Consider the following 25,919-nt stretch of genomic DNA (forward strand, 5'->3'; position numbering starts at 1 on the left):
TTCCGAAGGTGGTGGCGGTACAGACCACGTGCCCGCCACAACGGTGATGCCCGCCGGGGTATTCCGAGCCCGGCCCGGATTGAGCAGCCGGCCGCCACCGTCCGTACAGAGGGGTGTCCAGTCCGTCCGTATCACCGACGCGGGAGGCTCGCCATGCGCAGCACCGCACCCCGCACCCGCCGGGCCGTCGTGCTCGCCGCCTCCGGCCTGGCCGCGGCGGCCCTGGTCGCCGGCTGCGGGTCCTCGGGCTCCGGGTCCTCCGGCTCCGGGTCCTCCGGGGCCGGGACGTCGAGCCCGCCCAGTCCGCCGAGCGGTTCCGGCGCCCCGGCCGCCGTCACCCTGCAGACCGCCCACGATCCCCGGCTCGGCGCCATCGTCACCGACGGCGCGGGCTTCACGCTCTACCGCTTCGACCAGGACCAGAGCAACCCCTCGGACTCCTACTGCAACGGTAACTGCGCCACTCTCTGGCCGCCCGAGCACGCCGACGGCGACGTCACCGTCAAGGGCATCGACAGCAAGCTGGTCGGCAGCTTCACCCGGGACGACGGCACCAAGCAGGTCACCGTCAACGGCTGGCCGGTCTACCGCTACTCGCCGGACGCCAAGCCCGGTGACACCAAGGGCGAGGGCGTGGCCGGCAGCTGGTTCGCGGTGACCCCGACCGGCGGCAAGGCGATGCCGGGCACCAGCTCGACGCCCAGTACGCCGGCGCCCGCCAACCCCTCGCCCCGGCCCAGCACGCCGGCGCCGGGCTACTGACACCGACCGTCGCCGGCCGCTGACCGCCGCCGACCACCGCCCTCGACCGGGAGGCCCGGGTGCGCAACCATGAAGTGGTGACCGAGGAGCACCCCGCCGGCGGCCAGGCCGCGCACGGGACGGGGGTCGCGGACGAGGAGCTGATGCGGGCCCTGTACCGCGAGCACGCCGGTCCGCTCTTCGGCTTCGTGCTCCACCTGGTCGCGGGGGACCGGCAGCGTGCCGAGGACGTCGTCCAGGAGACGCTGGTCCGGGCCTGGCGCAACATCCACCGGCTCGACCCGCGGGCCGGCTCGCTGCGGCCCTGGCTGGTCACCGTCGCCCGCCGGATCGTCATCGACGACCACCGCAGCGCCGGCGCCCGCCCGCGCGAGGTGGACGCGGCGGTCCTGGAGCAGCTGCCCGCCGAGGACGAGATCGACCGGGCGCTGCGGATGATGACCGTCGCCGACGCGCTCGCCGACCTCTCGCCCGCCCACCGGGAGGTCATCGTCGAGACCTACCTCAAGGGCCGCACCGCCAAGGAGGCGGCCGTCGAACTCGGCATCCCGGCCGGGACCGTCCGGTCGCGGGTGTTCTACGCACTGCGCTCGCTCAGGCTCGCGCTGGAGGAACGGGGAGTGACATCGTGACCGACCGGCCCGCCCCCGACCCCGGCCCGCCCACCGGCCCGCCGGTGGGCCCCGGGCACCTGGACGTCGGGGCGTACGTCCTCGGCGTGCTGGAACCCGCCGAGCGCGCCGTCTTCGAACGGCACCTCGCGGACTGCCCGCAGTGCACCGAGCAGATGGCACAACTCGGCTTCGTCGAACCGCTGTTGGCCGAGTACGCGGCGTCCGCGACGGCCGCCGGGCTGGATCCGGCCGAACCCGCGCCGACCCCGGACGGGCACCTCCTGGACCGGCTGGTCGCCGAGGTCACGGCCGGCCGGCGGCGCGGCCGGATCCGGCGGCTGGTGCTGGCCCTGGCCGCGACCGCGATGGTCGCGGCGGGCCCGGCCGTCACGGCCGCGGTGCTCACCGCGGACACCACGCCCGCCGTGGTCGCCGTCGCCGCACAGTTCAGCGCCACCGACCCGGCCACCGGCGCCAAGGCCACCGTCGGCGTCGACGGCAGGACCTGGGGCAGCCAGGTCAGCCTGCGACTCTCCGGCGTCCAGGGCCCGTTGACCTGCCATCTGGTCGCCGTCTCACACGGCGGCGACCACCAGACGGTCACCACCTGGAGCGTCCCGGCGGACGGCTACGGCGGGCCGGACGACCGGGACACGCTGCACACCACCGGCGGCGCGGCCCTCCAGCCGGGCGACATCGACCACTTCGAGGTGCGGGTGCAGAACACCGACGCCCTGCTGGTGTCCGTCCCCGCGCACCAGGCCTGACGCGGCGCGGCTCGGCTCACAACCGCGGGTACGGCCCGTCGTACACCGTCAGCCGCTCGATGCGGGCCGTGCCCAGGTGGGCCGGCCAGTGCGGGTTGGGCCCGCCGTCGCCGGTCATGTGCTCGCGCCGCCAGGTGCGGCTCCAGCCGACCCGCGGCTCCGGTTCGAACCTGTGCCTCCGCACGCACGGGCATGGCACCAGCACCCGCGCGCAGGAGCGGCACAGCCCGGCCCGGTCGATGACGGTCGACACCCACACCACGGGCCCCTCCTCCCCGCAGGCCGGGCAGCCCGGCAGCTCGGCCCCGTCCATCAGCGCGTTCTGCCGCCGGACGTAGTCGGGCAGGCTCAACGTCGGGTGCAGGAAGGGATCGTGGAGCCAGACATGGTCGGGCTGCCAGGACCGGTTCCACCACGCCGGCTCCGCCACCGACCGCCGCCCGGCCCGTTTCTCCGCCCGCCGCCGCGCCGCGTACTCCTCCGCCCGCGCCAGCCACAGCTGCCGCGCCTCGTGCAGTTCCTCCACCGCCCGCACCAGCGACTCCGGGTCGGCCTCCAGCAGCCGGGGCATCCGGGCGCTGAGGGTCAGGTGGTGGTAGGTGGCGCGGAAGCCGTACGGGGCGAACTCGGTCACGCAGGTCCGCAGCGCGCTGTGGCGGCGGTACGCCGGGAGGGTGGTGTCGTGCACGCGGGCCCGATGGGTGAGGAAGCTGGTCACGGCGCGGGCTCCAGCGCCAGCGCCCGGGTCAGCGCGGCGGTGACGGCGGCCGCGTGCCCGGGCAGTTGCCGCTCGGCCCAGCCCCCGGCCAGCCGGACGAAGTCCCGCAGATCCCGTTCGGCCCCGGCGAGCAGCCGGCGCAGCTCGTCCACCGGGAGTTCGATCACCGGGCCGTCGGCGGCGTCGGGGTCGGGTGTCAGCCGCGCCACGGAGCCGACGCGGGTGGCCTGTGCGCTGGGGTCGTGTCCGAACCAGGTGTCGACCGAGCCGTCGAGCACGTCCAGCCACTCGCGCCAGTCCTCCAGGCCGTTGCAGCAGCCCGGTTCGAAGACGGCGCCGGTGGTGGAGTCGGTGACCCGGAAGCCGCCGGGGGCGAAGAGGTGCTCCAGGGTGAGCAGTCCGTGCAGGAAGGCGCCCAGCGGGTCGTCCGGGCGCGGGCCGCGTTCCTCGCCCTCGTCCGGGTCGACGTCATTGGTGTCGGCGAGCAGCCAGACCGCCGTGCCGACTTCCTCCGGCGTCAACGTCCCGTCCAGCACGAGGAATCCGCACGGCCCGGGAGTGCCCGTGGGCCACCGGGTGAAGTCGTCGGGGGTGCGGATCTCCAGGACCGGCTGCATCGCTATCACCCGGCGATGATGCCGCAGGCCCACCTGGCCGACCAGCGGATTTACCCCGCGTCCGCCGCGATCGAGGCCAGCACCCGCCCGCAGCGCCGGGCGAAGGCGTGCTGGAGGAGCGGGAACAGCGGACCGGCCAGCCGGGCCCACCAGGCGACCGGCCGGCTGAACGCGGTGACGCTGAACCAGACCGCTCCGTCGGGCGCTAGTTCGACCAGGAAGGTCTCCTCGCCCCGGCTGAGGTGCCCGTGCCTGGTCCCGTACGTGAAGCCGTACCGGTCCGGGCCGTTGACGGCGGCGAGCACCCGGTTGGGCGCGGCCGCCCGCAGCGGGCCGACGCCGATCGCGCAGTGTACGGCGACGCCCGGGGCCGCCTCCTCGGCCTCCGCGTCGATCCGGACGCCGGCCAGGCGGTGCATCCGCCAGCCGAGCAGGGCGGCCCCGGCGACGTCGAGGGCGGCGGGTCCGTGGCCGATGAGGGCCCGGTGGCGCAGGTGGCGGTAACCGGCGGGTAGTTCGCCGGTGCGACTGGCGCCCTGTTCGGGGTAGCTGTAGTCGTTCATCGGACGTCCTTCGCGGTGGTGGTCCGGCGCCAGGCGAGGAGCGCGCAGAGGGCGAAGCCGAGCGCGTTGCCGAGGCCGTGGGTGGCGGCCATCCAGCCCAGGGTGGGGTGGGGGAGTCCGGCGGCCCGGCCGAGTGCCCACCACAGGGCGAGCAGCATGGTGAGGGCCAGGACGGCGGAGGAGAGGGCGAGCAGCCGGGCGGTGGTCCGGTCGGTCGTGCGGGGGCGCAGTTCGCGCCAGCTGACCAGGCCGACCAGCCACATTCCGGTGCTGAGGACGACGGCTCCGGCGAACTGCCACCAGTTGCCGAGGAAGTACCCGGCGAGCACCAGCAGGGTGCCCGCGGGGACGCTGAGCGCCGCGCAGCGGGCCGGCCGGGAGCCGTGGTCGGCGCGGCAGACCAGTCCGGCGATCAGCGCGGCGGTGAATCCTGCGTAGTGGAAGTGCGGGACGGTCAGCGCGAGGATGTGCGGTTCGAAGCCGAACAGCGGGTAGCCGGAGCGTTCGGCGACCAGCGCGACCCCGGCCACCGAGGGCGCGGCGAGTGCGGTGAGCACGGCGATCTCGGCGGGGGCGAGGGAGCGGGTCCGGGCCAGTCGTCGTGGTGCGTGCAGGGCGACGGCCAGCGTGCCGAGGGCGTAGACGGCGGCGGTGCCGGTGGCGAGGGAGCCGCGCGGCAGCCAGAGCGAGAGCGCCCCGGGGACGGCCGCGACCGGCCAGAGCCGGCGGATCCGGGCGAGCCCGGGTTCGTCGAGGAGTGCCAGGCCGAGCGGCAGGACGGCGCCCATGCCGAGCAGGACCAGGAGGTTCACCAGTTCCGTCGTGCCCTTGCCCATGGCGGGCACACCTCCTCTTGAACGCGTTCAATTGCCTGACGTCCGCCACTCTACGTCGTCGACTTGAACGCGTTCAACTCGCCCCCGGTCCGGCTGGCCTGGTGTTCACGCTGGGTGCGGCGCACCCTGGAGGAGTAACCGATGGAGGTGATCCGCCATGCAGACTCTGGTCGGTTGGCACATCGACATGGAGTTCCGCGAGGACGGCCCGCGGACGACCGCGGCCGCCCTGCTCCGGCTCGGTGACGGGAGTGAACTGCGCGCCCACGGCTACAGCAGCCGCCACCCCTCGGACCCGGAACAGCTGCGGGTCGGCGAGGAGATCGCGGGCGCCCGCGCACTCAACGACCTCGCCTCGCAGCTGCTCTCCAAGGCCCACGCCGAGATCCAGGACGTCAGCCCGGTCCCGACCCACCCGCTCTCGTGACCGCCCCGCGTCCGGACGGCGACCACGCCGGACGGGAGCCGAGCCGCCCGCGCATCCCGCTGATCTGCCCGCGCTGCGGGCACGAGCAGCAGGTCGTCCCCGGCGGCCCCGAACGGGCGATGAAGGTCGTGCACGTGGGGACGGGCCGGGAGGCCTGCGAGCCCGGGGACCTGGCCCGGGCGCCCGACGACGGGGACTGATCCGTCAGTCCCCGCCGTACGGCCCCGGCTCCCCGCCGTACGGCCCCGGCTCCCCGCCGTACGGCCCCGGCTCCCCGCCGTACGGCCCCGGGCGGCCGCCGTACGGTCCCGGGCGCCCGGCGCACGTCAGTTGACGCAGTACGTGCCCGGCGGCCGCCACTCCGGCCCGACCAGCCGCTGCTCCAGCTCGTTCGGGGTGATCCGGATCCCGACCGTCCCGGCCAGTCCGACCCGGAACCGGCTGCGGGCCAGCACGATCAACGCGGTCAGGCCGTACTTGTTGATCAGCGAGGTGCGGTAGCGGGCCGTCGCGTCGGGGTCGCAGAGCCGTGCCCGGGCCGGGAGCCGGCGGCCGGTCGGGCGCCCGTGGGCGTCGCAGGGGCCGATCAGCACCCGGGGGTGGCGGCGGATCCGTTCGGCCTCGCCGGAGTGGGCGGGGGTCCAGACGCCGAGCGCCGGGCCGTCCGGCACCACCCAGAGCTGGGAGTCCAGCCGGCTGCCGTCGTCGGCGAAGGTGGTCAGCAGGAGGTACCTGCTGTCGGCGAGCTGCTCGGTTCGGTCGGGCATGATCTCCTCCCTCTGGCGGGGGCGGGTCAGTGGTGACCGTGGCCCTCGGTGATCTCGCGGTACTCCTCGGCGGTGGGCCGGTCGATCCGGGCGTGCTCGCCGTGGAATCCGTGGGACAGCCGTACGCGGGTGCGGGTGAGCGCGCCCGCCGGCCGGGCCACTCCATTCTCATCCACCGCGGGCGGCAGTTCGAGGGGGCGGGGCTGCTCGTGGGCGGTGAGCCGGTGCAGTTCGGCGGGCGCGAGCCCGGCGTGCACCTCGGTGAACTCGCCGTGTGGAAGCCGCCTGATGACGCCGGTCTCCCGCCCGTGCAGCACCTTGTCGCGGTCCCGTCGCTGCAGGCCCAGGCACCAGCGCTTGGTGACGACGAAGACGGCCACCGGGACGACGAAGAAGCCGATCCGCACCGCGTAGGTGATCGCGTTGAGCGACAGGTGCAGATGGGTGGCGATGAGGTCGTTGCCGCCGCCCGCGAGCATCACCAGGTAGACGCTGATCCAGGCCGCCCCGAGGGCGGTGCGCACGGGGGCGTCGCGCGGCCGGTCGAGCAGGTGGCGCTCCCGCCCGTCCTGGGTCACCCAGGCCTCGATGAAGGGATGGACCGCGATCGCGCCGAGGATCACCGGGAACAGCGTGAACGGGATCAGCACCCCGAGGTTGAGGGTGTGCCCCCACAGGCCGATCTCCCAGCCGGGCATCACCCGGATCAGGCCCTCGGCGAAGCCCATGTACCAGTCCGGCTGGGCATCGGTGGAGACCTGGTCCGGGCGGTACGGGCCGTACGCCCAGATCGGGTTGACGGTGGCGACCGCGGCCATCAGCGCGATGGTCCCGAACACCAGGAAGAAGAACCCGCCGGCCTTGGCCAGGTAGACCGGCATCAGCGGCATCCCGACCACGTTCCTCTCGGTGCGGCCGGGCCCGGCCCGCTGGGTGTGCTTGTGGTGGAAGACCAGGATCAGGTGCGCCACCAGCAGGCCGAGCATGATGCCGGGCACCAGCAGCACGTGGATGGTGAAGAACCTCGGGATGATGTCGTGCCCGGGGAACTCCCCGCCGAACAGGAACATCTGGACGTACGTGCCGACCAGCGGCACCGCCAGCACCACGCCCTCGATGAACCGGATGCCGGTGCCGGAGAGCAGGTCGTCGGGGAGCGAGTAGCCGAAGAAGCCGTCCAGCATGCCGAGGAACAGCAGCAGGAAGCCGAAGACCCAGTTGACCTCGCGCGGCTTGCGGAACGCGCCGGTGAAGAACACCCGCATCATGTGCACGAACATGGCCGCGACGAAGACGATCGCCGCCCAGTGGTGGATCTGCCGGATCAGCAGCCCGCCGCGGACCTCGAAGCCGATGTCCACGGTGGAGGCGTAGGCCTCGGACATCCGGACGCCCTTGAGCGGGACGTACGAGCCGGCGTAGACCACCTCGCCCATGCCGGGCTTGAAGAACAGGGTCAGCCAGACGCCGGTCAGGATGATGATCACGAAGGTGTAGAGGCAGATCTCGCCCAGCATGAAGGACCAGTGGTCCGGAAAGATCTTCCGCAGGTTGGCCCTGGCCAGGGTCTGGATCCCCAGCCGGCCGTCCGCCCAGTCGGCGGCCCGCCGCCCCCGCCCTGGGTTCTGATTCCGCGTCATGTGCACGCACCTCGGGTCCGAAGGAAACGGGGATAGTTCCCCGATTCACGCTGGGATCACCATACCGGGGAGTGCTCCCCACTTCTATCGGAGGGGTGGCGGTCACCGCGGTGCGAGCCGCCGCGGTGCGAACTGCCGTGGTGCGAGCCGTGGCACAACGCGAGCGGCCCGCCCGGTGTCGTGGAAGACACCGGACGGGCCGCGTACGCACCCTCGTGATCCCGGAAACGGGCGGCACCCCGTGGGGGCCGTGCGGTCAGTGCACCAGCACCGGCACCTCGTCGGCCTTCGCCGCGCCCGCGTCCGAGCCCGCACCCGCCGCGCCCGGACGGCCGGCGTTGATGAAGGTGAAGGCGACCGCGGAGGCCGTCACCAGGATCCCGAAGGACACCCAGATCGCGGTCGAGAAGCCGTGCACCATGCCCTGGAACTGCAGGGCCTTGGCGGCCTCCGGCGTGGCGGCGGTGGCCACGGCGGCGGCGTGCGAGGTCAGCCAGCTGGTGGTGGCGCTGGCCGCGATGGTGTTCAGCAGCGCGGTGCCGATGGCGCCGCCGACCTGCTGCGAGGTGTTGACCATGGCCGAGGCCACGCCCGCGTCCCGCGGCTGGACGCCGTGGGTGGCCAGGCTCATGGCCGGCATGAACGCGGTGCCCATGCCGAGGCCCATCAGGACCAGGCCGGGCAGGATCAGCGCCGGGTAGGAGGTGTCCAGGCCGATGTGGGTCAGCAGGAACATGCCGATCGAGGCGGTCAGGAAGCCGGGCGCCATCAGGTAGCGCGCCGGGACCCGGGTCATCAGCCGGGCACCGATCTGGGTGGAGCCGGTGATCATGCCCGCCACCATCGGCAGGAAGGCCACACCGGTCAGCACCGGGCTGTAACCGCGCACGACCTGCAGGTAGTAGGTCAGGAACAGGAACAGACCGAACATGCCGATCACGGCCATGCCCAGCGACAGGTACACCCCGCCGCGGTTGCGGTTCAGCACCACGCGCAGCGGCAGCAGCGGGGCCTTGACCTTGAGCTCCACCAGGACGAAGGCGGCCAGCAGGACGACGGCCGCGGCGAACAGCGCCAGGGTGCTGCCGGCCGTCCAGCCGCTGGACTCGGCGCGGGTGAAGCCGTACACCAGCGAGACCAGGCCGGTGGTCACCAGCAGCACGCCGGGGATGTCCAGCTTGTTGCGGTTGCGGCCCCCGACGGGCTCGCGGATCACCAGGACGGCGCCGATGGCGGCGGCGATGGCGAACGGGATGTTGACGAAGAAGGTCCAGCGCCAGTTCATGTACTCGGTCAGGAAGCCACCGAGGATCAGACCGATGGCGCCACCGCCACCGGCGATCGCACCGTAGATGCCGAAGGCCTTGGCCCGCTCCTTGGCCTCGGTGAAGGTCACCGCGAGCAGCGACAGCGCGGCCGGCGCGAGCAGGGCGCCGAACACGCCCTGCAGGGCGCGGGCACCGAGCAGCATCGCGGTGTTGACCGCGGCGCCGCCGAGCGCGGAGGCGAGGGCGAAGCCGGTCAGGCCGACGATGAAGGCCCGCTTGCGGCCCCACAGGTCCGCGATCCGGCCACCGAACAGCAGCAGCCCGCCGAAGGCCAGCGCGTAGGCGGTGATCACCCACTGGCGGTTGCCGTCGGATATGCCCAGGTCCGTCTGGGCCGACGGCAGGGCGATGTTCACGATGGTGGCGTCGAGGACGACCATCAGCTGGGCGAGGCCGATGAAGATCAGCGCCTTCCAGCGCCGGGGATCGGGCAGCGTCGCCTGCGGGGCGGCGTCGGATTGAGACATGGGGGTACCCATTTCACGGTGCGAGGTGTGCGAGAACGGTCGACTGCCGTACGGGACCGGCAGGTTGCCGTACGGGTGCGAGGGCGCGCGCGGAGGCGTCCGGGAACGGCGCCGGTCAGCCGCGCGGAGGCGGGGTGCTGGTGGGTCGGATCAGTGGTGTCGGGTCCAGGTGGTCGGTCAGTCCCGGGGGCGGAAGTCCTCGAAGGTCGCGGCCCGGCCAGGCAACGACGAACGGGCTGGCGTGCGCAGGCCGTCCAGGAACAGCTGGAGGTGGCGGTGGACGAACTCGTCGAGCAGCCCGCAGGAGGTGCCCGGCAGCGGCCGGGACAGCTGGCTGATCGCGACGAACAGGTCCCCGTGGTCGACGTCGGACCGCAGTTCGCCGGTGGCCCGGGCGCGCTCCATCAGTCCGCTCACGGCGGACCGCAGGCGCTCCCGCGTCTCGGCCAACTCCGGGTCGTCCCGGTCGACGGTGCTGGTGAAGACGGCGCAGAGCCCGCCGACCTTCTCCGCCACGGTCGCGTGCACGAACCGCTCCAGAGCCTCGAACGGACCGCCGCCCTCGCCCGCGTCCGCCTCGGCCGTCGCCGTTTCGGCGAGGGCCAGGATGCGGTTCTTGACGAGCAGCGCCACCTCCTGGATCAGCGCCGCGCGGTCCGGGAAGTTCCGGTACAGCGTGGCATTGCCGACCCCCGCCCGCTTCGCGATCTCGTCCAGCGGCACCTCGGCACCGTGCTCGACGAACGCGTCCCGGGCCGCCAGTACGATCCGCTCCCGGTTCCGGCTCGCGTCCGCACGCAACTTCGGCGTACGCACACTCCCCAGCGAACGGGCCGACTCGGCGGCGACGGTGGTCATGACGACTGCTCCTCCAGGATACCGGGGAAGTTCTCCCCGCTTTTGCCAACGTACTCGGAAACGGGGAATCTGTCCCCGTAATTTCCTCCCCGACTGTGACCTGCATCACATCATGGGCGGTGTCGGTCGGGTCGGCTATCGTCGAAGGCCTGGTGCCCCCGTGACCACCCGCCGTCGTGCTCGTTGAGCGGGTGGGTGCCAAGGCGAAGGAGCAAAGCCCGTGACCGCGATCTCCGACCGCCCGCAGATGCTGCCCGAGCAGTTCGAGGAACTCGCTCACGCTCTGGCGCGGACCGCCGAAGGCGTCCGGCCGGAGTTCATCAACGGGAAGCTGGGGGTCAAGCCCGTGCCGGACGGCGACCACGGCCTGATCATCGAGTGGCTGATGCGGATCTGCATCCAGTCGCGTCCTGAGTTGTGGCTCTACGACCAAGGGCTGAAAGTCCAGACCTACCGTGGAGGCCATGCGCGCCCAGATGGCACGCTTGCACCCAGTGGCACTTTCGGCAGCCAGGGTGAGTGGGCGAATGCCGGTGGGGTCCTGATGGTCGTCGAGGTGACCTCATATGACTCCGACACCGAACGTCGCGACCGGATCGAGAAGCCCCGCGCCTACGCCGAGACCGGCATCCCCGTCTACCTGCTGATCGACCGGGACTCCGCCGAGGTCGTCGTCTACAGCCAGCCCGACGGCGTCCGGTACGAGAGCATCCAAGTCCTCCCCTTCGGCAAGACGGTCCACCTCCCCGAGCCGGTCGGCATTGTCCTGGACACCGAGCCGCTGAAGAACTGGGTGCGCTGAGCCCGGCCATGTCTTCCCGGGGCGGGTTCCTCCGTCGCCCTAGGCTGTGGGCGTCCCGGGCGGCCGGTGGGTCGCGGGAGTCGGGAGGGGCCCGGCGGCCGGGGTGGGCGAGGAGGTCCGCGATGGGCAGCGAGGAGACGACCGCCCGGGTGCGCTGCGTGGCGGCCGTTCCGTGCTGGGTGAGCCTGATGGCCGGGGATCTGGAGGGTGCCAAGGAGTTCTACGGCCCGCTGCTCGGTTGGGAGTTCGAGCCGGCGCCGGAGCGCTTCGGGCCGTACGTGCACGCGGTGGTCGGCGGTGAGGCGGTGGCCGGGCTGGGGGTGGCGGGCCTCGGGGCGGTGCCGCAGGCCTGGACCAGCTACTTCGGGACGGAGAGCGCCGACGCCGTCGCCGACGCGGTGCGGGAGCGCGGTGCGACCCTGGCGGTCGGCCCGCTGGCCTTCGATGCCGGGCGGGTGGCCTTCGCGGCGGATCCGGCGGGGGCGGTGTTCGGCATCTGGGAGGGCCCGCTGGGCCGCGCCCGGAAGCTGGACCTGCCGGGCGCGCCGGTCTGGATCGAGCTGCGCACCCCGGACCCGTTCGCGGCGGCGCTGTTCTACGGCGAGGTGTTCCGCTGGGACGGCCGGGATCCGGAGCGCTTCGAGGTCCGCTGGGAGCACGACCGGGTGGTGCTGCGCACCGAGGGTCACAGCGTCGCCGCGCTGGCCAAGGAGCAGTCCGGCGGCCCGGCGGGCATGCCACCGCACTGGGAGGTCTCCTTCGCCGTCCCGGACACCGACCGGGCGCTGGCCCGGGCCGTGGAGCTGGGCGGTTCGGTGGTCGGCCCGGCCTTCGACTCCCCGTACGGCCGGGTGGCCCGGCTGCGGGACCGTGACGGCGCCCGGTTCGCGGTGATCGGCCCGGAGTCCTGAGCGGGGAGGTCGGCCCGGAGTCCTGAGCCGGGCGGAGTCATTCCGGGCGCTCGAGTTCCGTCCGTTCCGCCCGCAGCCGGTCGCCCAGGGCCGCGCGGTCCGCCGCGGGCAGGGCCTTCCGGGCGGCGGGGAAGAGCACCTGCTCCTCGCTGGTCAGGTGCCGTCGGAGGGTGTCGGCGAGGCCGCTGAGCAGGGTGTCGAAGGCCGGGTCGGCCGGGACGAGTCCTTGCAGGTCGGCGAGGTACTGCCCGATCGCCAGGTGGTCGTGGATGCTGCGGAACACCAGCGCGCCGCCCTCGGGCACGTCGTGCTGGACGAGCGGGAAGAGGTGCTCCTCCTCGCCGGCGCAGTGGGTGAACAGCAGGTCGGTCAGCTTGGTCACCAGCTCGCCGCGCTCGGCCGAGCCGGCCGGGGCCGCCTGGGCCCGGTCGAGCAGCTCGGTGACGGCCTTGTGGTCGGCGGTGAACTCCCCGAGGATGTCCGGCCTGCGGTTCATGGCGCGCCCGCCTCTCGTCCGGGATCAGGACTGGCCCCCGTACTGTCCAGTATCCGGCGCCGCCGTGCGGAACTCCTGGTTCAGCCCTCGTCGCGACGCCCGGTGAGGGCCAGCAGCCGGGTCTGGGGGGTCGCGTCCGCGGGGACCGGCAGTGGCGGGTCGAAGAGTCCGCTGCCGGAGAGGTCGCCGTAGCCGCCGAACTCGCCGAGGGCGAAGTCCACCAGGTCGGCGGGGAGCCGGGTGCGGGCCCCGATGCCCTGGGCGAGGTCCCAGGTGTGGACGACCAGGTCGGTGGTGAGCTGGTCCAGGTAGTACTGCCCGGAGGTGTCCGCGAAGGAGAGGTGGACGGTGAGCTCGGTGGCGCCGGGCACCTCCCAGGCCTGCCGGGCGGCTTCGGCGGCGGAGGTCCAGGCGGCGACCGGGTCCTCGCCGAGCACGTCGCCGTCGAAGCGGCCGCCGACCTCGGCGATGGTGGCGCCCATCAGCAGCTCGGGCACCCAGAGCTGTTCGCCGGTGAGGTGGTTGACCAGGTCGCGGACCGACCAGTCGGCGCACGGGGTGGGGGCGTCCCACCGGTCGGGCGGGACCAGCCGGACCCGCTCGTCGAAGGCGGCGAGCGCCTCGGGGTAGGGCGTGCCGGGCCGGGTGGTCCGCTGGTGTTGCCTGTGGTGAGCCATGTCTCCACCCTGCCCCGGGCCCGGCGGGGCACGCGAGTCGCTCACGATCCGTCAGTTGTTCAAATTCGAACTCCAAGGTACGGTCGTGGAGTGGCCGGTTCAAATTTGAACAACAGGCACGGGACACCACACCCGGCCCGGCCGCACCACCAACCACACCCCTACGACCGACCCCGATCGATGGAGACGCGCATGCCGAGCAGCAGCCCGAGCACGACCGCCGCCACCAGTCCCACCGTCCGTCCCGCCCGCGACGGCTCCGGGCCCGCGACCACCTCCCCGCACGCCTACGACGCCGGACTCCTGCTCCTGCGCCTGGTGCTCGGCCTGACCATGGCCGCGCACGGCAGTCAGAAGCTGTTCGGCTGGTTCGGGGGCGGCGGGATCGACGGCACCGGTCACTTCTTCACCATGAGCGGCTATCCGGCGGGCAACGCCATGGCCGTGGTCGCCGGCCTGACCGAGATCCTGGGCGGACTCGGCCTCGCCGTCGGCCTGTTGACCCCGCTGGCGGGCGCCGCGATCGTCGGCACGATGGTCAACGCGATCGCCGTCACCTGGGGCGGCGGCTTCTTCGCCCCGAAGGGCAACGAGTACGAGCTGCTGCTGACCGCGGGCGCCGCCGCCCTCGCGCTCACCGGCCCCGGCCGCTACGCGGTGGACCGCTTCCTGCCGGTGCTGAAGGCGCACCGGCTGGCGTACGGCGTGGCCGCCGTGCTGGTGGGCCTGGCGACGGCCGGGGTGATCCTGCTGCTGCGCAAGTAGCCAGGGCCTCCAAACTCGCCTCCCCGAAAGCCATGGTGACGATCCGTCAGCATGGCTTTCGGGCTCTTCCGCGCGAGCCGTGCCCGGCTACGCGCCGATCCGCACCAGGGCCAGGGTGATGTTGTCCGGCCCGCCCGCCTCGACGGCCGCCTTCCACAGCTCGAAGGCGGCCTTCCCGTCGGCCCGGTCGGAGGGCTCGTCCGGCTGGGCGAGCAGTCCGGCCAGTTCCTCCTCGGGCACCGGGTCGGTCAGGCCGTCGCTGCACACCAGGTAGCGGTCGCCGGGGGCGAGCGGCGCGGTCCGCACATGGGGTTCGACGAAGGTGAGCCCGAGCGAGCCGCCCAGGGTCTGGGTGACCAGCGAGGTGGTGCGTCGGCCGGGCGGGAGCGGCGGGCTGTCGTCCACGCTCACCCGGCGCAGTCCGTCCGCGGTGACCCGGTAGACCCGGCTGTCGCCGACGTTGAAGACCACCGCCTGCTCGGGCAGCAGCACCAGTCCGGCGATGGTGGTGCCCATCGCGGCGAGTTCCGGCTCCCCGGCGGTAGCCGCGTAGACCGCCCGGTTGCACTCCTGCAGTTCCTCCCGGACGGCCTCCTCGCCGTCCAGCGCGGCCCCGGTGGCGGCGAGCCGGCGGGCGACCAGGGCGCTGGCCACCTCGCCGCCGGGGTGGCCGCCGAGGCCGTCGGCGACCGCGACCACGCAGGGCGGGCCGAGGGGGAAGAGCAGGGTCTGCGGGTTGGTGGTCACGGTCGCGCAGAGTGTCCACGGACCGACCGTGAGGCTGTCCTCGTTGTGCTCCCGCACCAGGCCCTCGTGGCTCAGCGCGCTCACCGCGATGTACGGCGCCATCGTCGGCCGCCTTTCCGGGGGGCCGCTTCCGTGGTCGGGCCCCGCCTTCCACGCCTTCCATTGTCGGCGGGAATAAGGATCCGCACCCGGGTGCTAGGGTGGTTGAAAGTTGGACTACCTGGGACCTCCTGGAGTGTGGTGAGCAGCATGCAGTTCGGAATCTTCAGCGTCGGCGATGTCACCCCCGACCCGACCACCGGCCGCACCCCGACCGAGCACGAGCGGATCAAGGCGATGGTGGCCATCGCGCGCAAGGCCGAGGAGGTCGGCCTGGACGTCTTCGCGACTGGCGAGCACCACAACCCGCCGTTCGTCCCGTCCTCGCCCACGACCATGCTCGGCTACATCGCCGCGCAGACGGACCGGATCATCCTGTCCACCTCGACCACGCTGATCACCACCAACGACCCGGTGAAGATCGCCGAGGACTTCGCGATGCTCCAGCACCTCGCCGACGGCCGGGTGGACCTCATGATGGGCCGCGGCAACACCGGCCCGGTCTACCCCTGGTTCGGCAAGGACATCCGCCAGGGCATCCCGCTCGCGGTCGAGAACTACGCGCTGCTGCACCAGCTGTGGCGCGAGGACGTGGTCGACTGGCAGGGCCGCTTCCGCACGCCGCTGCAGTCCTTCACCTCCACCCCGCGCCCGCTGGACGACGTCCCGCCGTTCGTCTGGCACGGCTCGATCCGCAGCCCGGAGATCGCCGAGCAGGCCGCCTACTACGGCGACGGCTTCTTCGCGAACAACATCTTCTGGCCCAAGGAGCACTTCCGGAAGCTGATCGACCTGTACCGCGAGCGCTACGCCCACTACGGCCACGGCACCCCCGAGCAGGCGGTCGTCGGCCTCGGCGGGCAGCTGTTCATGCGCAGGAACTCCCAGGACGCGGTGCGCGAGTTCCGTCCGTACTTCGACAACGCGCCGGTGTACGGGCACGGGCCCTCGCTGGAGGAGTTCACCGAGCAGACCCCGCTGACCGTCGGCAGCCCGCAGGAGGTCATCGAGAAGACCCTGACCTTCCGCGAGACCTTCGGCGACTACCAGCGCCAGCTGTTCCTGATGGACCACGCCGGCCTGCCGCTGAAGACGGTGCTGGAGCAGCTGGACCTGCTCGGCGAGGAGGTCGTGCCGGTGCTGCGCGCGGAGTTCGCCAAGGACCGGCCGGCCGAGGTGCCGGACGGGCCGACCCACGCCGCGCTGGTCGCGGCCCGTGACGCCCGCGACGCCGGTGACGCCCGTGACGCCGGTGACGCCCGTGAGAAGGAGGAGGTCTCCCAGTGACCGCGTTCAAGCTGGCCGTGGTGAGCGCAGGCCTGAGCAAGCCGTCCTCGACGCGCCTGCTGGCCGACCGGCTCGCCGAGTCGACCGTGCGCCGGCTCGCCCGGGAGGGGCGGGAGGCCGAGGTCACGGTGATCGAACTGCGCGACCTCGCGGTGGACATCGCCAACAACTTCGTCACCGGCTTCCCGGCCGCCGGGCTGCGCGAGGCGCTCGGGACGGTGACGGGGGCGGACGCGGTGATCGCGGTGACACCGATCTTCACCGCCTCCTACAGCGGCCTGTTCAAGTCCTTCTTCGACCTGGTCGACCACGACGCGCTCACCGGCAAGCCGGTGCTGATCGCCGCCACCGGCGGCACGCCCCGGCACTCGCTCGCCCTGGAACACGCCGTACGGCCGCTGTTCAGCTACCTGCGCGCGGTGGTGCTGCCGACCGCCGTGTACGCGGCCACCGACGACTGGGGCACGGCGGGGGACGCCCTCACCGACGGTCTGCCGGGCCGGATCGACCGCGCGGGGGGCGAGCTGGCGACCCTGCTGGCCGGGCGCGCCCCGGTGGCGGGGGCGGCGGTGCCGGAGCAGGTGGTCCCGTTCGCCGAGCAGCTGGCGGCGCTGCGGGTCTGAAAGTCGCGGGGGCGGGTGCGCGACCGGGCGCACCCGCCCCGCCGGATGGACTCGGACGGCGTAGGCCGTTCGGCCGTGTCTCGACCGCGCCGATGTGTCCGCTATGCGATGTAATCATTGGCATGATCAGGTTGATGCTGGTCCGCCACACTCCGTGCACGCCCCTTCGAGGACGGCGACCGTGAGCCCGCCCTCCGAACCCCAGGCCGTGCTCTCCCCGCTGACCGGCGCGGCGATCTTCCTCGTCCTCACCGTCGAACCCGGCGGCGAGGACACCGTCCGCGCGCTCCTGCCCGACCTCGCCGGACTGCGCCGGGCCGTCGGCTTCCGGGCGCGCGAGGGCGGCCTCACCTGCGTCACCGGTATCGGCTCCGAACTCTGGGACCGCCTCTTCGACGGCCCGCGGCCCGCCGCCCTCCACCCCTTCCAGGAAGTGGCCGGCCCCCGCCACCGCGCCCCGTCCACCCCCGGCGACCTGCTGCTCCACCTACGGGCCGAGCGGATGGACCTCTGCTTCGAGCTCGCCGGCCGACTCACCTCCCGCCTCGCCGGGGCCGCCACCGTGGTCGACTCCGTCCAGGGCTTCCGCTACTTCGACGACCGGGACCTCCTCGGCTTCGCCGACGGCACCGAGAACCCCGAGGGCCGGGCGGCCGAGACCGCCGCCGTGGTGGGGGAGGAGGACCCGGACTTCGCCGGCGGCAGCTACGTCATCGTCCAGAAGTACCTGCACGACCTGGACAAGTGGAACACGCTGAGCGTCGAGCAGCAGGAGGGGGCGGTCGGCCGCACCAAGCTCACCGACATCGAGCTGGACGACGACACCAAACCCGCCGACTCGCACGTGGCACTCACCGTGATCACCGACCCGGACGGCGAGGAGCGGAAGATCGTCCGCTACAACATGGCCTTCGGCTCCTTCGAGCACGGCGGCGAGTTCGGCACCTACTTCATCGGCTACGCCCGCGACCCCGGGGTGACCGAGGAGATGCTGCGCAACATGTTCCTCGGGCGCCCGCCCGGCACCACCGACCGGCTGCTCGACTTCTCCACCGCCGTCACCGGCTCGCTGTTCTTCGTCCCGACCGCCGGTCTCCTGGATTCCCCGCCGCCCGCCTGAACAGGTGGGCGGCCTCTCCCGCGACGCGGACTCGGTACGGCTCTATCGTCAGGAGTCGTTGAATTTCTGCGTGTACACGGGAGAGGCGGCCGACGCCCTACGTTCTCAACACCAGATGGGGATATCCCAGAAGGTGGGTACGGGGCCCATCGACATGCGCTACTCCTGAGTAACTCGCAAACCCGAGGCAGGCGTCGGCAGATCTGCCGACGCCTGGGGATCTTAGCGGTTCGAAAGTTTTCCGCAAAATGCGATTGTCAGGCTTGATGAGTGCGAAGCTCGGCAAGTGCCGTACGAGCCCGGGTCGCCTCATCGGCGATACCGATCGACTCGGCGAGATTGACGGCCGCGAGCAAAAGTTCGATGGCGTTGTCCGCGTTTCCGAGCGCGGCCTCGCACTGGCCGGCCCCCCGCAGCGCGGTCGCTTCCTCCCGGGCCGTCCCGATGGATCGCGCCAGGCCGAGGGCCGCAACGTACTGGTCGCGCGCCTCCTCGTGTCGGCCGGCGGCCAGGTATGCCGAGCCCAGGCCGTTGATGGCGTCCGCCTCGTAGCGGGCGCTGCCGACCGATCGGAAGGTCTCCAGTGCCGATCGGTACAGCGCGAGCGCGCGGTCGAGTTCCGCCGGAATTCTCAGGGTCGCGGCCAGGTTCACGTGCACGACGGACAGGTCGAACTGGGATATCCGGCCGCGCCCGATGTGCAGGATCTGCTCGAATGTCCGGCGCGCGTCCGACGTGTTTCCGGAGATGAGCTGGAGGTCTCCGATGTTGTTCAGGATCCGCAGTTCGAAAACCCTGTCATTGAATTCCCGGGAAATCGGCAGAGCTCTGCTGTAGGCGGCCACGGCGAGTTCGTAATTCCCCATCGAGCGGTGGACGATGCCGATGTTCGCCAGGCAGCGCGCCACGTTCCACTGGTCGTCGATCTCCTGTCGAATGGCCAGTGCTTCCTCCTGGATCGCCAGCGACTCCCGGAGGCGGCTCTGGTTCCACCGCACCCGCCCCAGCAGGCTGAGCGCGTTCGCCGCCGCGTCGGGGTCGTCATCCGCGCGCGCGAGGGCCAGTCCGCGTTCGAGGGCCTCCGCCGCGGAGTCGTGGCGGGAGGCGTTCGCCAGCGTCGCCCCCAGGTCGATCAGCGCCCTGGCCTCCTGCCGATCGTTCGTCCCCGATCGCCAGTGTGCCGCGGCTGCCCGGTGCATCTCCTGCGCCTCGCTCCAGTACGCCTCGGCGTCCAGGTAGCCGGCCAGGACGTGGGCGAGCCAGGCCCCGGTCTCGGCGTATCCGGTGCGGTGGGCCTGGGCGGTCAGGGCGATCAGGGCGGCGTGTTCCGACTCCAGCCACGTCCGTGCCGAGGCGGGAGAGGTGATCTCGATATCTCCCAACAAATCGCCCATGTCATCGAATTGACGGTCCACCGGCAGCCGGGTTCTGGATCTGCGTGGGTAGAGCAGGAGATCCGCCTGGTCGGCCGCGTGCAGCGCGAAGCGGAGCAGCCGGTCGACCGCCGAGTCCCGCTGTTCCTCCTCCACTCCCAGCGCCACCGCGAACTCTCTCAGAAGATCGTGTAGTTGGTATCTTTCGGGCGAGATTTCGACGATCAGGTGACAGTTCAGGAGGGCCTCGAGAACCTCATCGGTCTCATCAATCGTCCGCCCGAACAGCGCCGCCGCCGCGTGCACTCCGAAATCCGGTCCCGGGTACAGCCCGAGCAGCCGGAATGCGGATCTCTGACCGGCCGGAAGGTACTGGTAGGAGACCTCGAAGGCGCGCGCGATGCTGGCCGTGCCGCTGCGGATCTCGGCGAGGCGGGCCTTGCGGGCGAGGCGGCGGGCGAGGTGGTCGAGGGTCCAGGAGGGGCGGGCCTTGAGGCGGCTGGCGGCGAGTTCGATGGCGAGCGGGAGCAGGCCGCAGCGGTTGACGATCTCGACCACCCGGTCCCGGTCCGTCGAGCGGTCCGGGCCGACCACGTTGGTGAAGAGGGCGACGGCGTCGTCGACCGGCAGGACGTCCAGGAACACCGGCCGGGAGCACGGGAGTTCGGCGAGCCGCTGGCGGCTGGTGACGATGATCAGGGCGGCGGGTGCGGGCGGCAGCAGCGGGCGGATCTGGGCGGCGTTGGCGGCGTCGTCGAGCACGAGGACGGCCCGGCGGGTGGAGAGGGTCTCGGTGCAGAGGGCGAAGACCTCGTCGGCGTCGAGCGGGATGGTGGTGGCGGGCACGCCCAGGCGTCTCAGCAGCAGGGAGCCGGCGGCCTCGGGGGTGAGCGGCGGCTGGTTGCCGATGTGGGCGCGCAGATTGAGGTGGACGTACCCGTCGGGGAACTGTTCGCGCATCAGGTCGGCGGCGTGCAGGGCGAGCGTGGTCTTGCCGACTCCGGGCATGCCGAGGATCGCGGAGACGGTGACGACCCCGCCCCGGCCGGTACCGGCGCCGGGCAGGACGCGCCGGAGGTCCTCGCGCCGTCCGATCAGCCGGTGCCGCCCGGGCGGTTCCACGGGGGCGGCGGCCGCAGCGGCCGGCGGGGCGGCGGACACCTGGGCCAGAGTGCCCGGCAGCGGTTCGCCGTTGAGCATGAGCCGGTGCAGCCGGGTGAGCGCCTCGCCGGGTTCGGTGGCGAGGTGGGCGCGCAGGAGCCGGACGACGGCGGGGTAGACGGCCAGCGCGTCGGCCTGGCGGCCGGCCGCGTGGAGTGCGGTCATCAGGTGGCCGGCGAGGCGTTCGTCGGTGGGGCGGTTCTCGCGCAGGGCGGTGAGTTCGGGGATCAGTTCGTGGTGGCGGCCGATCCGCAGGTCGATCTCGATCCGCTGGAGGGTGGTGGCGAAGCGCTGGTCGGCCATGGTGGCACGGGTGTTCCGGGCCCAGGTGCCGGGCAGGCCGGCCAGGGGTTCGCCGCCCCAGAGTTCCTCGGCGCGGCTGAGGACGGTTCTGGCCTGGTGGTCCTGTCCGTTGGCGGCGAGTAGTCGGGCTTGCTGGGAGAGCTCCAGATATCGGTGCCAGTCGATGAGTTGGGGGTCGGCCCGGAGGGTGTACGTGTGCGATCGGGTGTCGATCGTCGGCGCTTCCCTGGAGTTCTCCGTTCCGGTGGCGCGGGCGGCCCGTCTCAGGAGTGCCCGGAGGTGGGAAACGTGGCTGTACAGGCTGGTCAGGGCGCTGGGCGGTGGTTCCTCGTCCCACAGTCGGTATGCGAGCGAGGTGTGGGAGAGCGGCCTTCCTGCCTCCAGGGCCAGCGAGGCCAGTAGTTGGCGCCGTTTGTCGGAGTGGAGCGCCAATGGCTCTCCGTTCACCGACAGTTCAACTGATCCCAGGAGATGGAACTTCATGTGACGCCCCCCGCCGGTTGGCTACCAGCTTGCCGTGTCGCGGGTGAGCATGGCACGCGTACGGGGTGATCGGCTATACCACGATGGGGTTCGGGAGATGGACCTTTGGGAATGTTCTCGACTTGACGACATGTCATCTGCTAATTGCACGCGGTTAATTCGTCGAAGGCGGGGGGAGCCAGTGACAGGATCGGCCGTGGTCGGTGGTGGCCGGTGACGGATGCCAACCCGCCCTTCGGAGTCGTGCGCAACTCGCTGACCGGCGGCGGAGGGGTCGGTGGCTCGGTGGTGCAGGCGGGGACGATCAACGGCGGGGTGCACCTGCATGCCCAGCCGCTGCCCAAGCCGCGCCAACTTCCGCCCAGTCCAAGGCGGTTGATCGGCAGGGAGGCCGATCTGGCGGCGCTGGACCGGTCGTTGAGCCCGGGCGGCGGCGCGCCGGATGGAACCTTCGTGGTGACCGGCCCGGCGGGAGTGGGGAAGACGGCTTTGGCCGCCCAGTGGTTGCGCGGCCAGGCCGGGCGCTTCCCGGACGGTCAGTTGTACGCCGATCTGCGCGGGTACGCGCCGGGTGGGCCGGCCGATCCGGCCGAGGCACTGGGCGCGTTCCTGCGGGCGTTCGGGATCTCGCCGGTGCCCCGTGGTCTGGCGGAGGGCGCCGCGCTGTGGCGTTCGCTGGCGGCCGAGCGGCGGATCGCCGTACTGCTGGACAACGCCTCGACGGCGGCCCAGGTCCGCCCGCTGCTGCCGGGTTCGGACGGCACGGTGGTCGTGGTGACGAGTCGGCGCCGGCTCACCGGGCTGGGGATAGACGGCGCGGTGTTCCGCGCGCTGGCACCGCTCGCGCCGGAGGCGTCGGCCGAGATCCTCGTCGAGCGGGTGGGCGAGCGCCGGGTGGCCGACGAGAGCGTCGCCGCGGCCGAGGTGGTGGACGCCTGTGCCGGGCTGCCGTTGGCGATCTGCCTGGCCGCGGCGCGGATCGCGGCGCGCCCGGCCCAGCCGCTCGCGGCGACGGCCGAGATGCTCGGGCGCAGTACCGACCGGCTGGCGGCGCTGAACGTGGAAGGGGAGACGGTGCGGGGCCTGCTGGACGCCTCCTACGGTGTGCTGGAGCCGGCGGCCGCCCGGCTGTACGGCCTGCTGGGCCTGCTGCCGTTCGCCGAGTTCACCCTGGAGAACGCCGCCGTCCTCGCGGACACCGACTTGGCCGGGGCCGACCGGCTGCTGGACGGTCTGATCGATGTGCACCTGCTGGAGGAGAAGGGCCCGGAGCGGTTCCGTTTCCACGACCTGGTCCGGCTGCACGCCGGGGCGCGCGGGGCGGAGGTCCGTGACGCGGGCCCGACCAGGGCCGCCCTCGACCGGATCGTCGACTGGTACCTCGCCACCGCCACGGCCGCCGAGGCCGTCGTCTCGCCGAGCCACCGCACCCTCGCCCGCGACTACCTGACCCACCCGCTCCTCCCGGCCCGGGAGTTCGCGGACGACGTCCGGGCCCTGGAATGGCTGGACGGGGAGCGCGACCGGCTGGCCGACGTCCTGCGCTGGTGCGAGGAGCTGGACCGCCCCGCCGCCGCCTGGCAACTCGCCGACGCCATGTGGCCGTTGTTCCTGCGGCTGCGCCCCGCTGGGCTGTGGGTGGCGGCCCACCGGATCGGTCTGCGGGCGGCCCGGGCGGCGCAGGACCGGAACGGCGAGCTGCGGATGCTCACCTCCGGCGGGGCGGGCCTGCGGAACGCGGGAGAAGGGGAGGAGTCGGCGCGTTGGTACGGCGAGGCCCTCGACCTCGCCCGCTCCATGGACCACCGGCTGGGCCAGGCGCAGGCGCTGAACGGGCTCGGCCAGGCCCATCGGCTGGCCGGTCGACTGGACGCCGCCGCCGAGTGCCTGCACGAGGTGATCCGGCTCCGCGAGGCCGAGCACTACGTACGCGGTGCGGCGCTGGCCCGGCTGGCGTACGGCGAGGTGCTGTTGCTGGCGGACCGGGCGGCCGAGGCGGTGGAGCCCATCGAGCGGGCCCGCCGTGAGCTGTCCTCGGTCGGGGACGGCTACGAGGAGGCCCGTGCGATGGCCTTCCTTGGTCTGGCGTACGGCACGCTGGGCCGGGACGAGCCGGCCCACGACTGCTTCGAGCAGGCCCTCGCGGGCTTCCGGGCCCGGCGGTCGGCGCACTGGGAGGCGCGGACGCTGGAACTCGCCGGTCAGGTCGAGGAGTCGCGCGGCCGTCCCGAGGCGGCACGGGCCCGGTTCGAGCAGTCCCGGGCCCGGTACACGCAGCTCGGCGCCGCGGCCGAGGCGGCCAGACTGGCCGGCCGCCTCGCCGCGTACGCCGTCGATCCCGCCGGTGATCCTGCCGTCGATCCCGCCAGTGATCCCACCGGTGATCCCGCCGTTGATCCTGCTGTCACCCCCCGCCGCGGCGAGCCGCGGTCCTGAGCCGGGGCCGTCCCGGCTCGGGGGTGCGGTAGCCGGTGAGGTCGACCCGGGTGAGTTCGGTCAGCCGCCGCCCGGCGGCGAGCCAGGCGTGCGCCAGCGAGCCGAGCGCCGGCGGCGGGACCGGTCCGCCGGGCGGCGCGCAGGCCCGCAGGACGAGCCGGGCCCCGGTCCGGGCGAGCAGCAGTACGGCTCCCGTCCGGTCCTCGGCCGTGGCCAGCGCACATCCGGGGTGCGCGGTCAGCACCCCGGCGAGCCGCGTGTGGAGGTCCGCCCCGGGGAACGGCCCGAGGTGCAGCACATCGGCGTACCGCCGTCGGCGGAAGCCCGCCGGCTCGGTGAGGTCGGCCGCGAGGTGCTCGTCCACGAAGCCGGGCCCGGGCCGGTCGCCGAGGTCGGGGCGCGGCCGGTCCGCGACCAGCAGTCCGTGGCGGACGCCGGCCGGGGACACCACCACCGCCTCGAACACCACCGCCGGGGAGCCGGCCACCGGCGCCAGCCGCACGGTGTGCGGCCCGCTGGTCACCCCGCCCGCCGGAAGTCCGGCAGGAGCGGGGCGTCCAGCGGAGCGGGCAGCGGCAGCGGCGCCGGCTCCGGGCCGTGCGCGGGCTGGCCGAGCCCGAGCACCCGGTACAGCAGCCGACGGGCGTTGCGGTCGAAGCGGCCGGGTTCGGAGCTGATCCGGTCGGCGATGGCCGTGTAGTCCTCCGGGCGGTACTGCTCGGTGGCGTAGGCGAGTTGCCCGGTGAGCGGGTGTCCGGGGGCGAGGGCGGGCGCCGTCCGGGCGAGCTGGGCGGACGGCGAGCGCGGGTTGACGTGGTGGTGCGGGTACTCGGCGAGCAGCACGGGGGCGCCGGTCATCGCGCCGTACAGGGTGACCGAGCCGTGGTCGCCGATGATGTAGTCCGCGGCGACCAGCAGCGGCCGCCAGTCCGCCTCCGGCGGCACGACCGAGACGGCCCCGCGCGCGGTGGCCATCGCCCAGGAGCGCACCTGCCAGGGGCTGTGCGCCGCGGCGATGTTCGGATGGGCCAGCAGCGCGGTGCGGTAGCCCGGCCGGGGCAGTTCGGTGGTGAGCCGGGGCAGGACGGTGTCGAGCCGGGTGAACAGCGAGCCGGCCCCCCAGGTGGAGGAGACCAGGACGAGCTTCTCCTCCGGTCGCAGCCCCAGGGCCGTCCGGTAGTGCTCCCGGTGCGGCAGTGCGGCGGCGATCCGGTCGTAGCAGGGGTCGCCGACCACCTCGGCGATCGGCAGGGCCTCCGGGCAGTTGCGCCCGAGTTCGGCCAGTTCCTCCTGGTGGGCCAGCGCGAACGAGACCGGGACGAGCCGGCCCTCCCAGCACAGGTAGTCCGGGCCGAGCTTGCGGGCCGGCCGCTCGCCGTCCGGTCCGCCGCCCCGGGGCAGCTTGATGTTGCCCGCCCCGTGCGGGAGCCGGACGACCGGCCCGTGCAACTGCTCCATCCCCTGCGAGCCGGCCGCCAGGACGAGGTCGAACTCGCGCCGGACGGCCTGCTCCCAGGGCAGTACGGTGGCGCCGAGGGCGAGCAGCGCCTCGGCCGTGCCCCGGTTGAACATGTGCGGCGCCACCGTGAACTGCACGTGGATCCGCAGGTCCGAGGCGAGCAGCGAGTAGAAGTCGTGCAGCCGCTGGGCGTACACCATGGTCTGGGCGACGACCAGGACCTTCTTGCGGTCCCGCAGCGTCTCCAGCGGCCAGGCCGCGCCGTCGGGCGTCCCGTTCGTGCGGTGGCTGTCGTGCGTCCCGTAGGTGGTCGTGATGTCCTGTTCCCCGTGCACCAAGGTCATTCCGTTCCCCCTCCTTGATCGCAGGTCGGGGCCGTCGACGGGCCCCGCCGCCGATGCTCCCCGGGCCGGCTGGCGGATTCATTGACGAGACCTGGCGCGGGCTTGCGGAAACCTTGTGTCCGCTTGCCGCCGGGGCGTGGGATCGCTGGACACCGGGTAGGGTACTGAGTGCCTTTACGAGGGGTACTGAGTGCCGTATTCTCTCGATGGAGCCTCTGACGCCAGTCGAAGAGATCCGACACGGCATGCCGGTCCAGGTGGCGCTTGCGGCGCGCGGACGGCTGCCGGGCCGGACTTGGCACTCAGTACCCTCGGCCTGACCTGAGGCCATGGATCCAGTGCATCCGTGCACCCGTGACAGGAGAAACCGCTCATGAGCTTGAGGATCGTCGTCTGTGTGAAGTACGTGCCGGACGCGACGGGTGACCGTCGTTTCGCGGACGACCACACCACCGACCGGGAGGGTGTG

Annotated in this window: 26 protein-coding genes and 1 pseudogene; 13 read left to right on the forward strand and 14 right to left on the reverse strand. The window is 72.7% G+C overall.

Features of this window, described 5'->3' with window-relative positions; all coding sequences use genetic code 11:
- The first annotated feature begins 153 nt into the window (after positions 1-153).
- From ACZ3YL_RS25595 to ACZ3YL_RS25605, 3 genes are all read left to right on the forward strand, one after another.
- A complete protein-coding gene (locus ACZ3YL_RS25595) occupies positions 154-762 on the forward strand; it encodes a hypothetical protein (RefSeq protein WP_465659976.1) in 609 nt (202 codons plus the stop codon).
- A 74-nt stretch (positions 763-836) separates the two neighbouring features.
- Positions 837-1,394, forward strand: coding sequence for a sigma-70 family RNA polymerase sigma factor (locus ACZ3YL_RS25600; RefSeq protein WP_317621099.1), 558 nt, complete (start codon positions 837-839; stop codon positions 1,392-1,394).
- Positions 1,391-2,143, forward strand: coding sequence for an anti-sigma factor (locus ACZ3YL_RS25605; protein WP_465659977.1), 753 nt, complete (start codon positions 1,391-1,393; stop codon positions 2,141-2,143). Before ACZ3YL_RS25600 ends, ACZ3YL_RS25605 begins: the two co-directional genes overlap by 4 nt.
- Before the next feature lie 16 nt (positions 2,144-2,159).
- On the opposite strand, the gene ACZ3YL_RS25610 is transcribed toward ACZ3YL_RS25605, so the two are convergent.
- Genes ACZ3YL_RS25610 through ACZ3YL_RS25625 form a run of 4 tightly spaced genes read right to left on the reverse strand, consistent with a single transcriptional unit; the run spans position 2,160 to position 4,877 of the window.
- Complete coding sequence (locus ACZ3YL_RS25610; protein ID WP_465659978.1) at positions 2,160-2,861, reverse strand: hypothetical protein; 702 nt, start codon at positions 2,859-2,861, stop codon at positions 2,160-2,162.
- Positions 2,858-3,478, reverse strand: a complete 621-nt coding sequence (locus tag ACZ3YL_RS25615; RefSeq protein ID WP_223242351.1) for a hypothetical protein — start codon at positions 3,476-3,478, stop codon at positions 2,858-2,860. The genes ACZ3YL_RS25610 and ACZ3YL_RS25615 overlap by 4 nt, the downstream gene beginning before the upstream one ends.
- 50 nt (positions 3,479-3,528) lie before the next feature.
- Entirely contained in the window at positions 3,529-4,041 is a 513-nt protein-coding gene (locus ACZ3YL_RS25620) for a DUF1990 family protein (RefSeq protein WP_188305207.1), read from the reverse strand.
- Entirely contained in the window at positions 4,038-4,877 is an 840-nt protein-coding gene (locus tag ACZ3YL_RS25625) for a YndJ family protein (RefSeq protein ID WP_465659979.1), read from the reverse strand. The genes ACZ3YL_RS25620 and ACZ3YL_RS25625 overlap by 4 nt, the downstream gene beginning before the upstream one ends.
- A 157-nt stretch (positions 4,878-5,034) precedes the next feature.
- Here ACZ3YL_RS25625 and ACZ3YL_RS25630 point away from each other — a divergent pair, with 157 nt between their 5' ends.
- Positions 5,035-5,304, forward strand: coding sequence for a DUF1876 domain-containing protein (locus tag ACZ3YL_RS25630; protein WP_188305209.1), 270 nt, complete (start codon positions 5,035-5,037; stop codon positions 5,302-5,304).
- Entirely contained in the window at positions 5,301-5,504 is a 204-nt protein-coding gene (locus ACZ3YL_RS25635; RefSeq protein ID WP_465659980.1) for a hypothetical protein, read from the forward strand. Before ACZ3YL_RS25630 ends, ACZ3YL_RS25635 begins: the two co-directional genes overlap by 4 nt.
- 126 nt (positions 5,505-5,630) lie before the next feature.
- On the opposite strand, the gene ACZ3YL_RS25640 is transcribed toward ACZ3YL_RS25635, so the two are convergent.
- The 4 genes from ACZ3YL_RS25640 to ACZ3YL_RS25655 form a co-directional block, all read right to left on the reverse strand.
- On the reverse strand, positions 5,631-6,071 hold the full coding sequence (locus tag ACZ3YL_RS25640; RefSeq protein WP_188305211.1) for a PPOX class F420-dependent oxidoreductase: 441 nt from the start codon (positions 6,069-6,071) through the stop codon (positions 5,631-5,633).
- A gap of 26 nt (positions 6,072-6,097) precedes the next feature.
- Entirely contained in the window at positions 6,098-7,711 is a 1,614-nt protein-coding gene (gene qcrB, locus ACZ3YL_RS25645) for a cytochrome bc1 complex cytochrome b subunit (protein WP_465659981.1), read from the reverse strand.
- Positions 7,712-7,967: 256 nt separating this feature from the next.
- A complete protein-coding gene (locus tag ACZ3YL_RS25650; RefSeq protein WP_188305213.1) occupies positions 7,968-9,518 on the reverse strand; it encodes an MFS transporter in 1,551 nt (516 codons plus the stop codon).
- 165 nt (positions 9,519-9,683) lie between these two features.
- On the reverse strand, positions 9,684-10,364 hold the full coding sequence (locus ACZ3YL_RS25655) for a TetR/AcrR family transcriptional regulator (RefSeq protein ID WP_188305214.1): 681 nt from the start codon (positions 10,362-10,364) through the stop codon (positions 9,684-9,686).
- A gap of 220 nt (positions 10,365-10,584) precedes the next feature.
- Between ACZ3YL_RS25655 and ACZ3YL_RS25660 the strand changes: the two genes are divergently transcribed.
- Together ACZ3YL_RS25660 and ACZ3YL_RS25665 are read left to right on the forward strand one after the other, a co-directional pair.
- Positions 10,585-11,166: a Uma2 family endonuclease gene (locus ACZ3YL_RS25660; RefSeq protein WP_465659982.1), complete on the forward strand. Its 582-nt coding sequence runs from the start codon at positions 10,585-10,587 to the stop codon at positions 11,164-11,166.
- 122 nt (positions 11,167-11,288) lie between these two features.
- Positions 11,289-12,077 carry a VOC family protein gene (locus tag ACZ3YL_RS25665; RefSeq protein ID WP_188305216.1) on the forward strand — a complete coding sequence of 263 codons (789 nt, stop codon included), beginning with the start codon at positions 11,289-11,291 and terminating at the stop codon, positions 12,075-12,077.
- A gap of 37 nt (positions 12,078-12,114) precedes the next feature.
- On the opposite strand, the gene ACZ3YL_RS25670 is transcribed toward ACZ3YL_RS25665, so the two are convergent.
- The gene (locus ACZ3YL_RS25670; protein WP_465659983.1) at positions 12,115-12,573 is read right to left on the reverse strand and encodes a hemerythrin domain-containing protein; all 459 of its coding nucleotides are present in this window, start codon (positions 12,571-12,573) and stop codon (positions 12,115-12,117) included.
- A gap of 80 nt (positions 12,574-12,653) precedes the next feature.
- On the reverse strand, positions 12,654-13,250 hold the full coding sequence (locus ACZ3YL_RS25675; protein ID WP_188305218.1) for a TIGR03086 family metal-binding protein: 597 nt from the start codon (positions 13,248-13,250) through the stop codon (positions 12,654-12,656).
- Between the two features lie 192 nt (positions 13,251-13,442).
- On the opposite strand from ACZ3YL_RS25675, the gene ACZ3YL_RS25680 reads away from it, so the two are divergent.
- Positions 13,443-14,015 carry a DoxX family protein gene (locus ACZ3YL_RS25680; RefSeq protein ID WP_188305219.1) on the forward strand — a complete coding sequence of 191 codons (573 nt, stop codon included), beginning with the start codon at positions 13,443-13,445 and terminating at the stop codon, positions 14,013-14,015.
- Positions 14,016-14,102: 87 nt separating this feature from the next.
- Here the strand turns inward: ACZ3YL_RS25680 and ACZ3YL_RS25685 are convergent, their stop codons facing one another.
- On the reverse strand, positions 14,103-14,864 hold the full coding sequence (locus tag ACZ3YL_RS25685; protein WP_188305220.1) for a PP2C family protein-serine/threonine phosphatase: 762 nt from the start codon (positions 14,862-14,864) through the stop codon (positions 14,103-14,105).
- A gap of 147 nt (positions 14,865-15,011) precedes the next feature.
- Here ACZ3YL_RS25685 and ACZ3YL_RS25690 point away from each other — a divergent pair, with 147 nt between their 5' ends.
- The 3 genes from ACZ3YL_RS25690 to ACZ3YL_RS25700 all read left to right on the forward strand — a co-directional run bounded on the left by ACZ3YL_RS25690 (position 15,012) and on the right by ACZ3YL_RS25700 (position 17,891).
- A complete protein-coding gene (locus tag ACZ3YL_RS25690) occupies positions 15,012-16,148 on the forward strand; it encodes an LLM class flavin-dependent oxidoreductase (protein ID WP_465659984.1) in 1,137 nt (378 codons plus the stop codon).
- The gene (locus tag ACZ3YL_RS25695) at positions 16,145-16,771 is read left to right on the forward strand and encodes an FMN reductase (RefSeq protein ID WP_188305222.1); all 627 of its coding nucleotides are present in this window, start codon (positions 16,145-16,147) and stop codon (positions 16,769-16,771) included. Before ACZ3YL_RS25690 ends, ACZ3YL_RS25695 begins: the two co-directional genes overlap by 4 nt.
- Before the next feature lie 154 nt (positions 16,772-16,925).
- On the forward strand, positions 16,926-17,891 hold the full coding sequence (locus ACZ3YL_RS25700; protein ID WP_317621097.1) for a Dyp-type peroxidase: 966 nt from the start codon (positions 16,926-16,928) through the stop codon (positions 17,889-17,891).
- A 257-nt stretch (positions 17,892-18,148) separates the two neighbouring features.
- On the opposite strand, the gene ACZ3YL_RS25705 is transcribed toward ACZ3YL_RS25700, so the two are convergent.
- The gene (locus ACZ3YL_RS25705) at positions 18,149-21,160 is read right to left on the reverse strand and encodes an AfsR/SARP family transcriptional regulator (protein WP_465659985.1); all 3,012 of its coding nucleotides are present in this window, start codon (positions 21,158-21,160) and stop codon (positions 18,149-18,151) included.
- Between the two features lie 264 nt (positions 21,161-21,424).
- Here ACZ3YL_RS25705 and ACZ3YL_RS25710 point away from each other — a divergent pair, with 264 nt between their 5' ends.
- On the forward strand, positions 21,425-23,647 hold the full coding sequence (locus ACZ3YL_RS25710) for a tetratricopeptide repeat protein (RefSeq protein WP_465659986.1): 2,223 nt from the start codon (positions 21,425-21,427) through the stop codon (positions 23,645-23,647).
- On the opposite strand, the gene ACZ3YL_RS25715 is transcribed toward ACZ3YL_RS25710, so the two are convergent.
- Both ACZ3YL_RS25715 and ACZ3YL_RS25720 read right to left on the reverse strand, forming a co-directional pair.
- Complete coding sequence (locus ACZ3YL_RS25715) at positions 23,616-24,170, reverse strand: hypothetical protein (protein WP_465659987.1); 555 nt, start codon at positions 24,168-24,170, stop codon at positions 23,616-23,618. The genes ACZ3YL_RS25710 and ACZ3YL_RS25715 overlap by 32 nt on opposite strands.
- On the reverse strand, positions 24,167-25,450 hold the full coding sequence (locus ACZ3YL_RS25720) for a hypothetical protein (protein ID WP_465659988.1): 1,284 nt from the start codon (positions 25,448-25,450) through the stop codon (positions 24,167-24,169). The genes ACZ3YL_RS25715 and ACZ3YL_RS25720 overlap by 4 nt, the downstream gene beginning before the upstream one ends.
- Before the next feature lie 373 nt (positions 25,451-25,823).
- Between ACZ3YL_RS25720 and ACZ3YL_RS25725 the strand changes: the two are divergent.
- A pseudogene (locus ACZ3YL_RS25725) lies at positions 25,824-25,919 on the forward strand (electron transfer flavoprotein subunit beta); the annotation flags it as partial.

The organism is Kitasatospora sp. NPDC023176 (assembly GCF_055560495.1).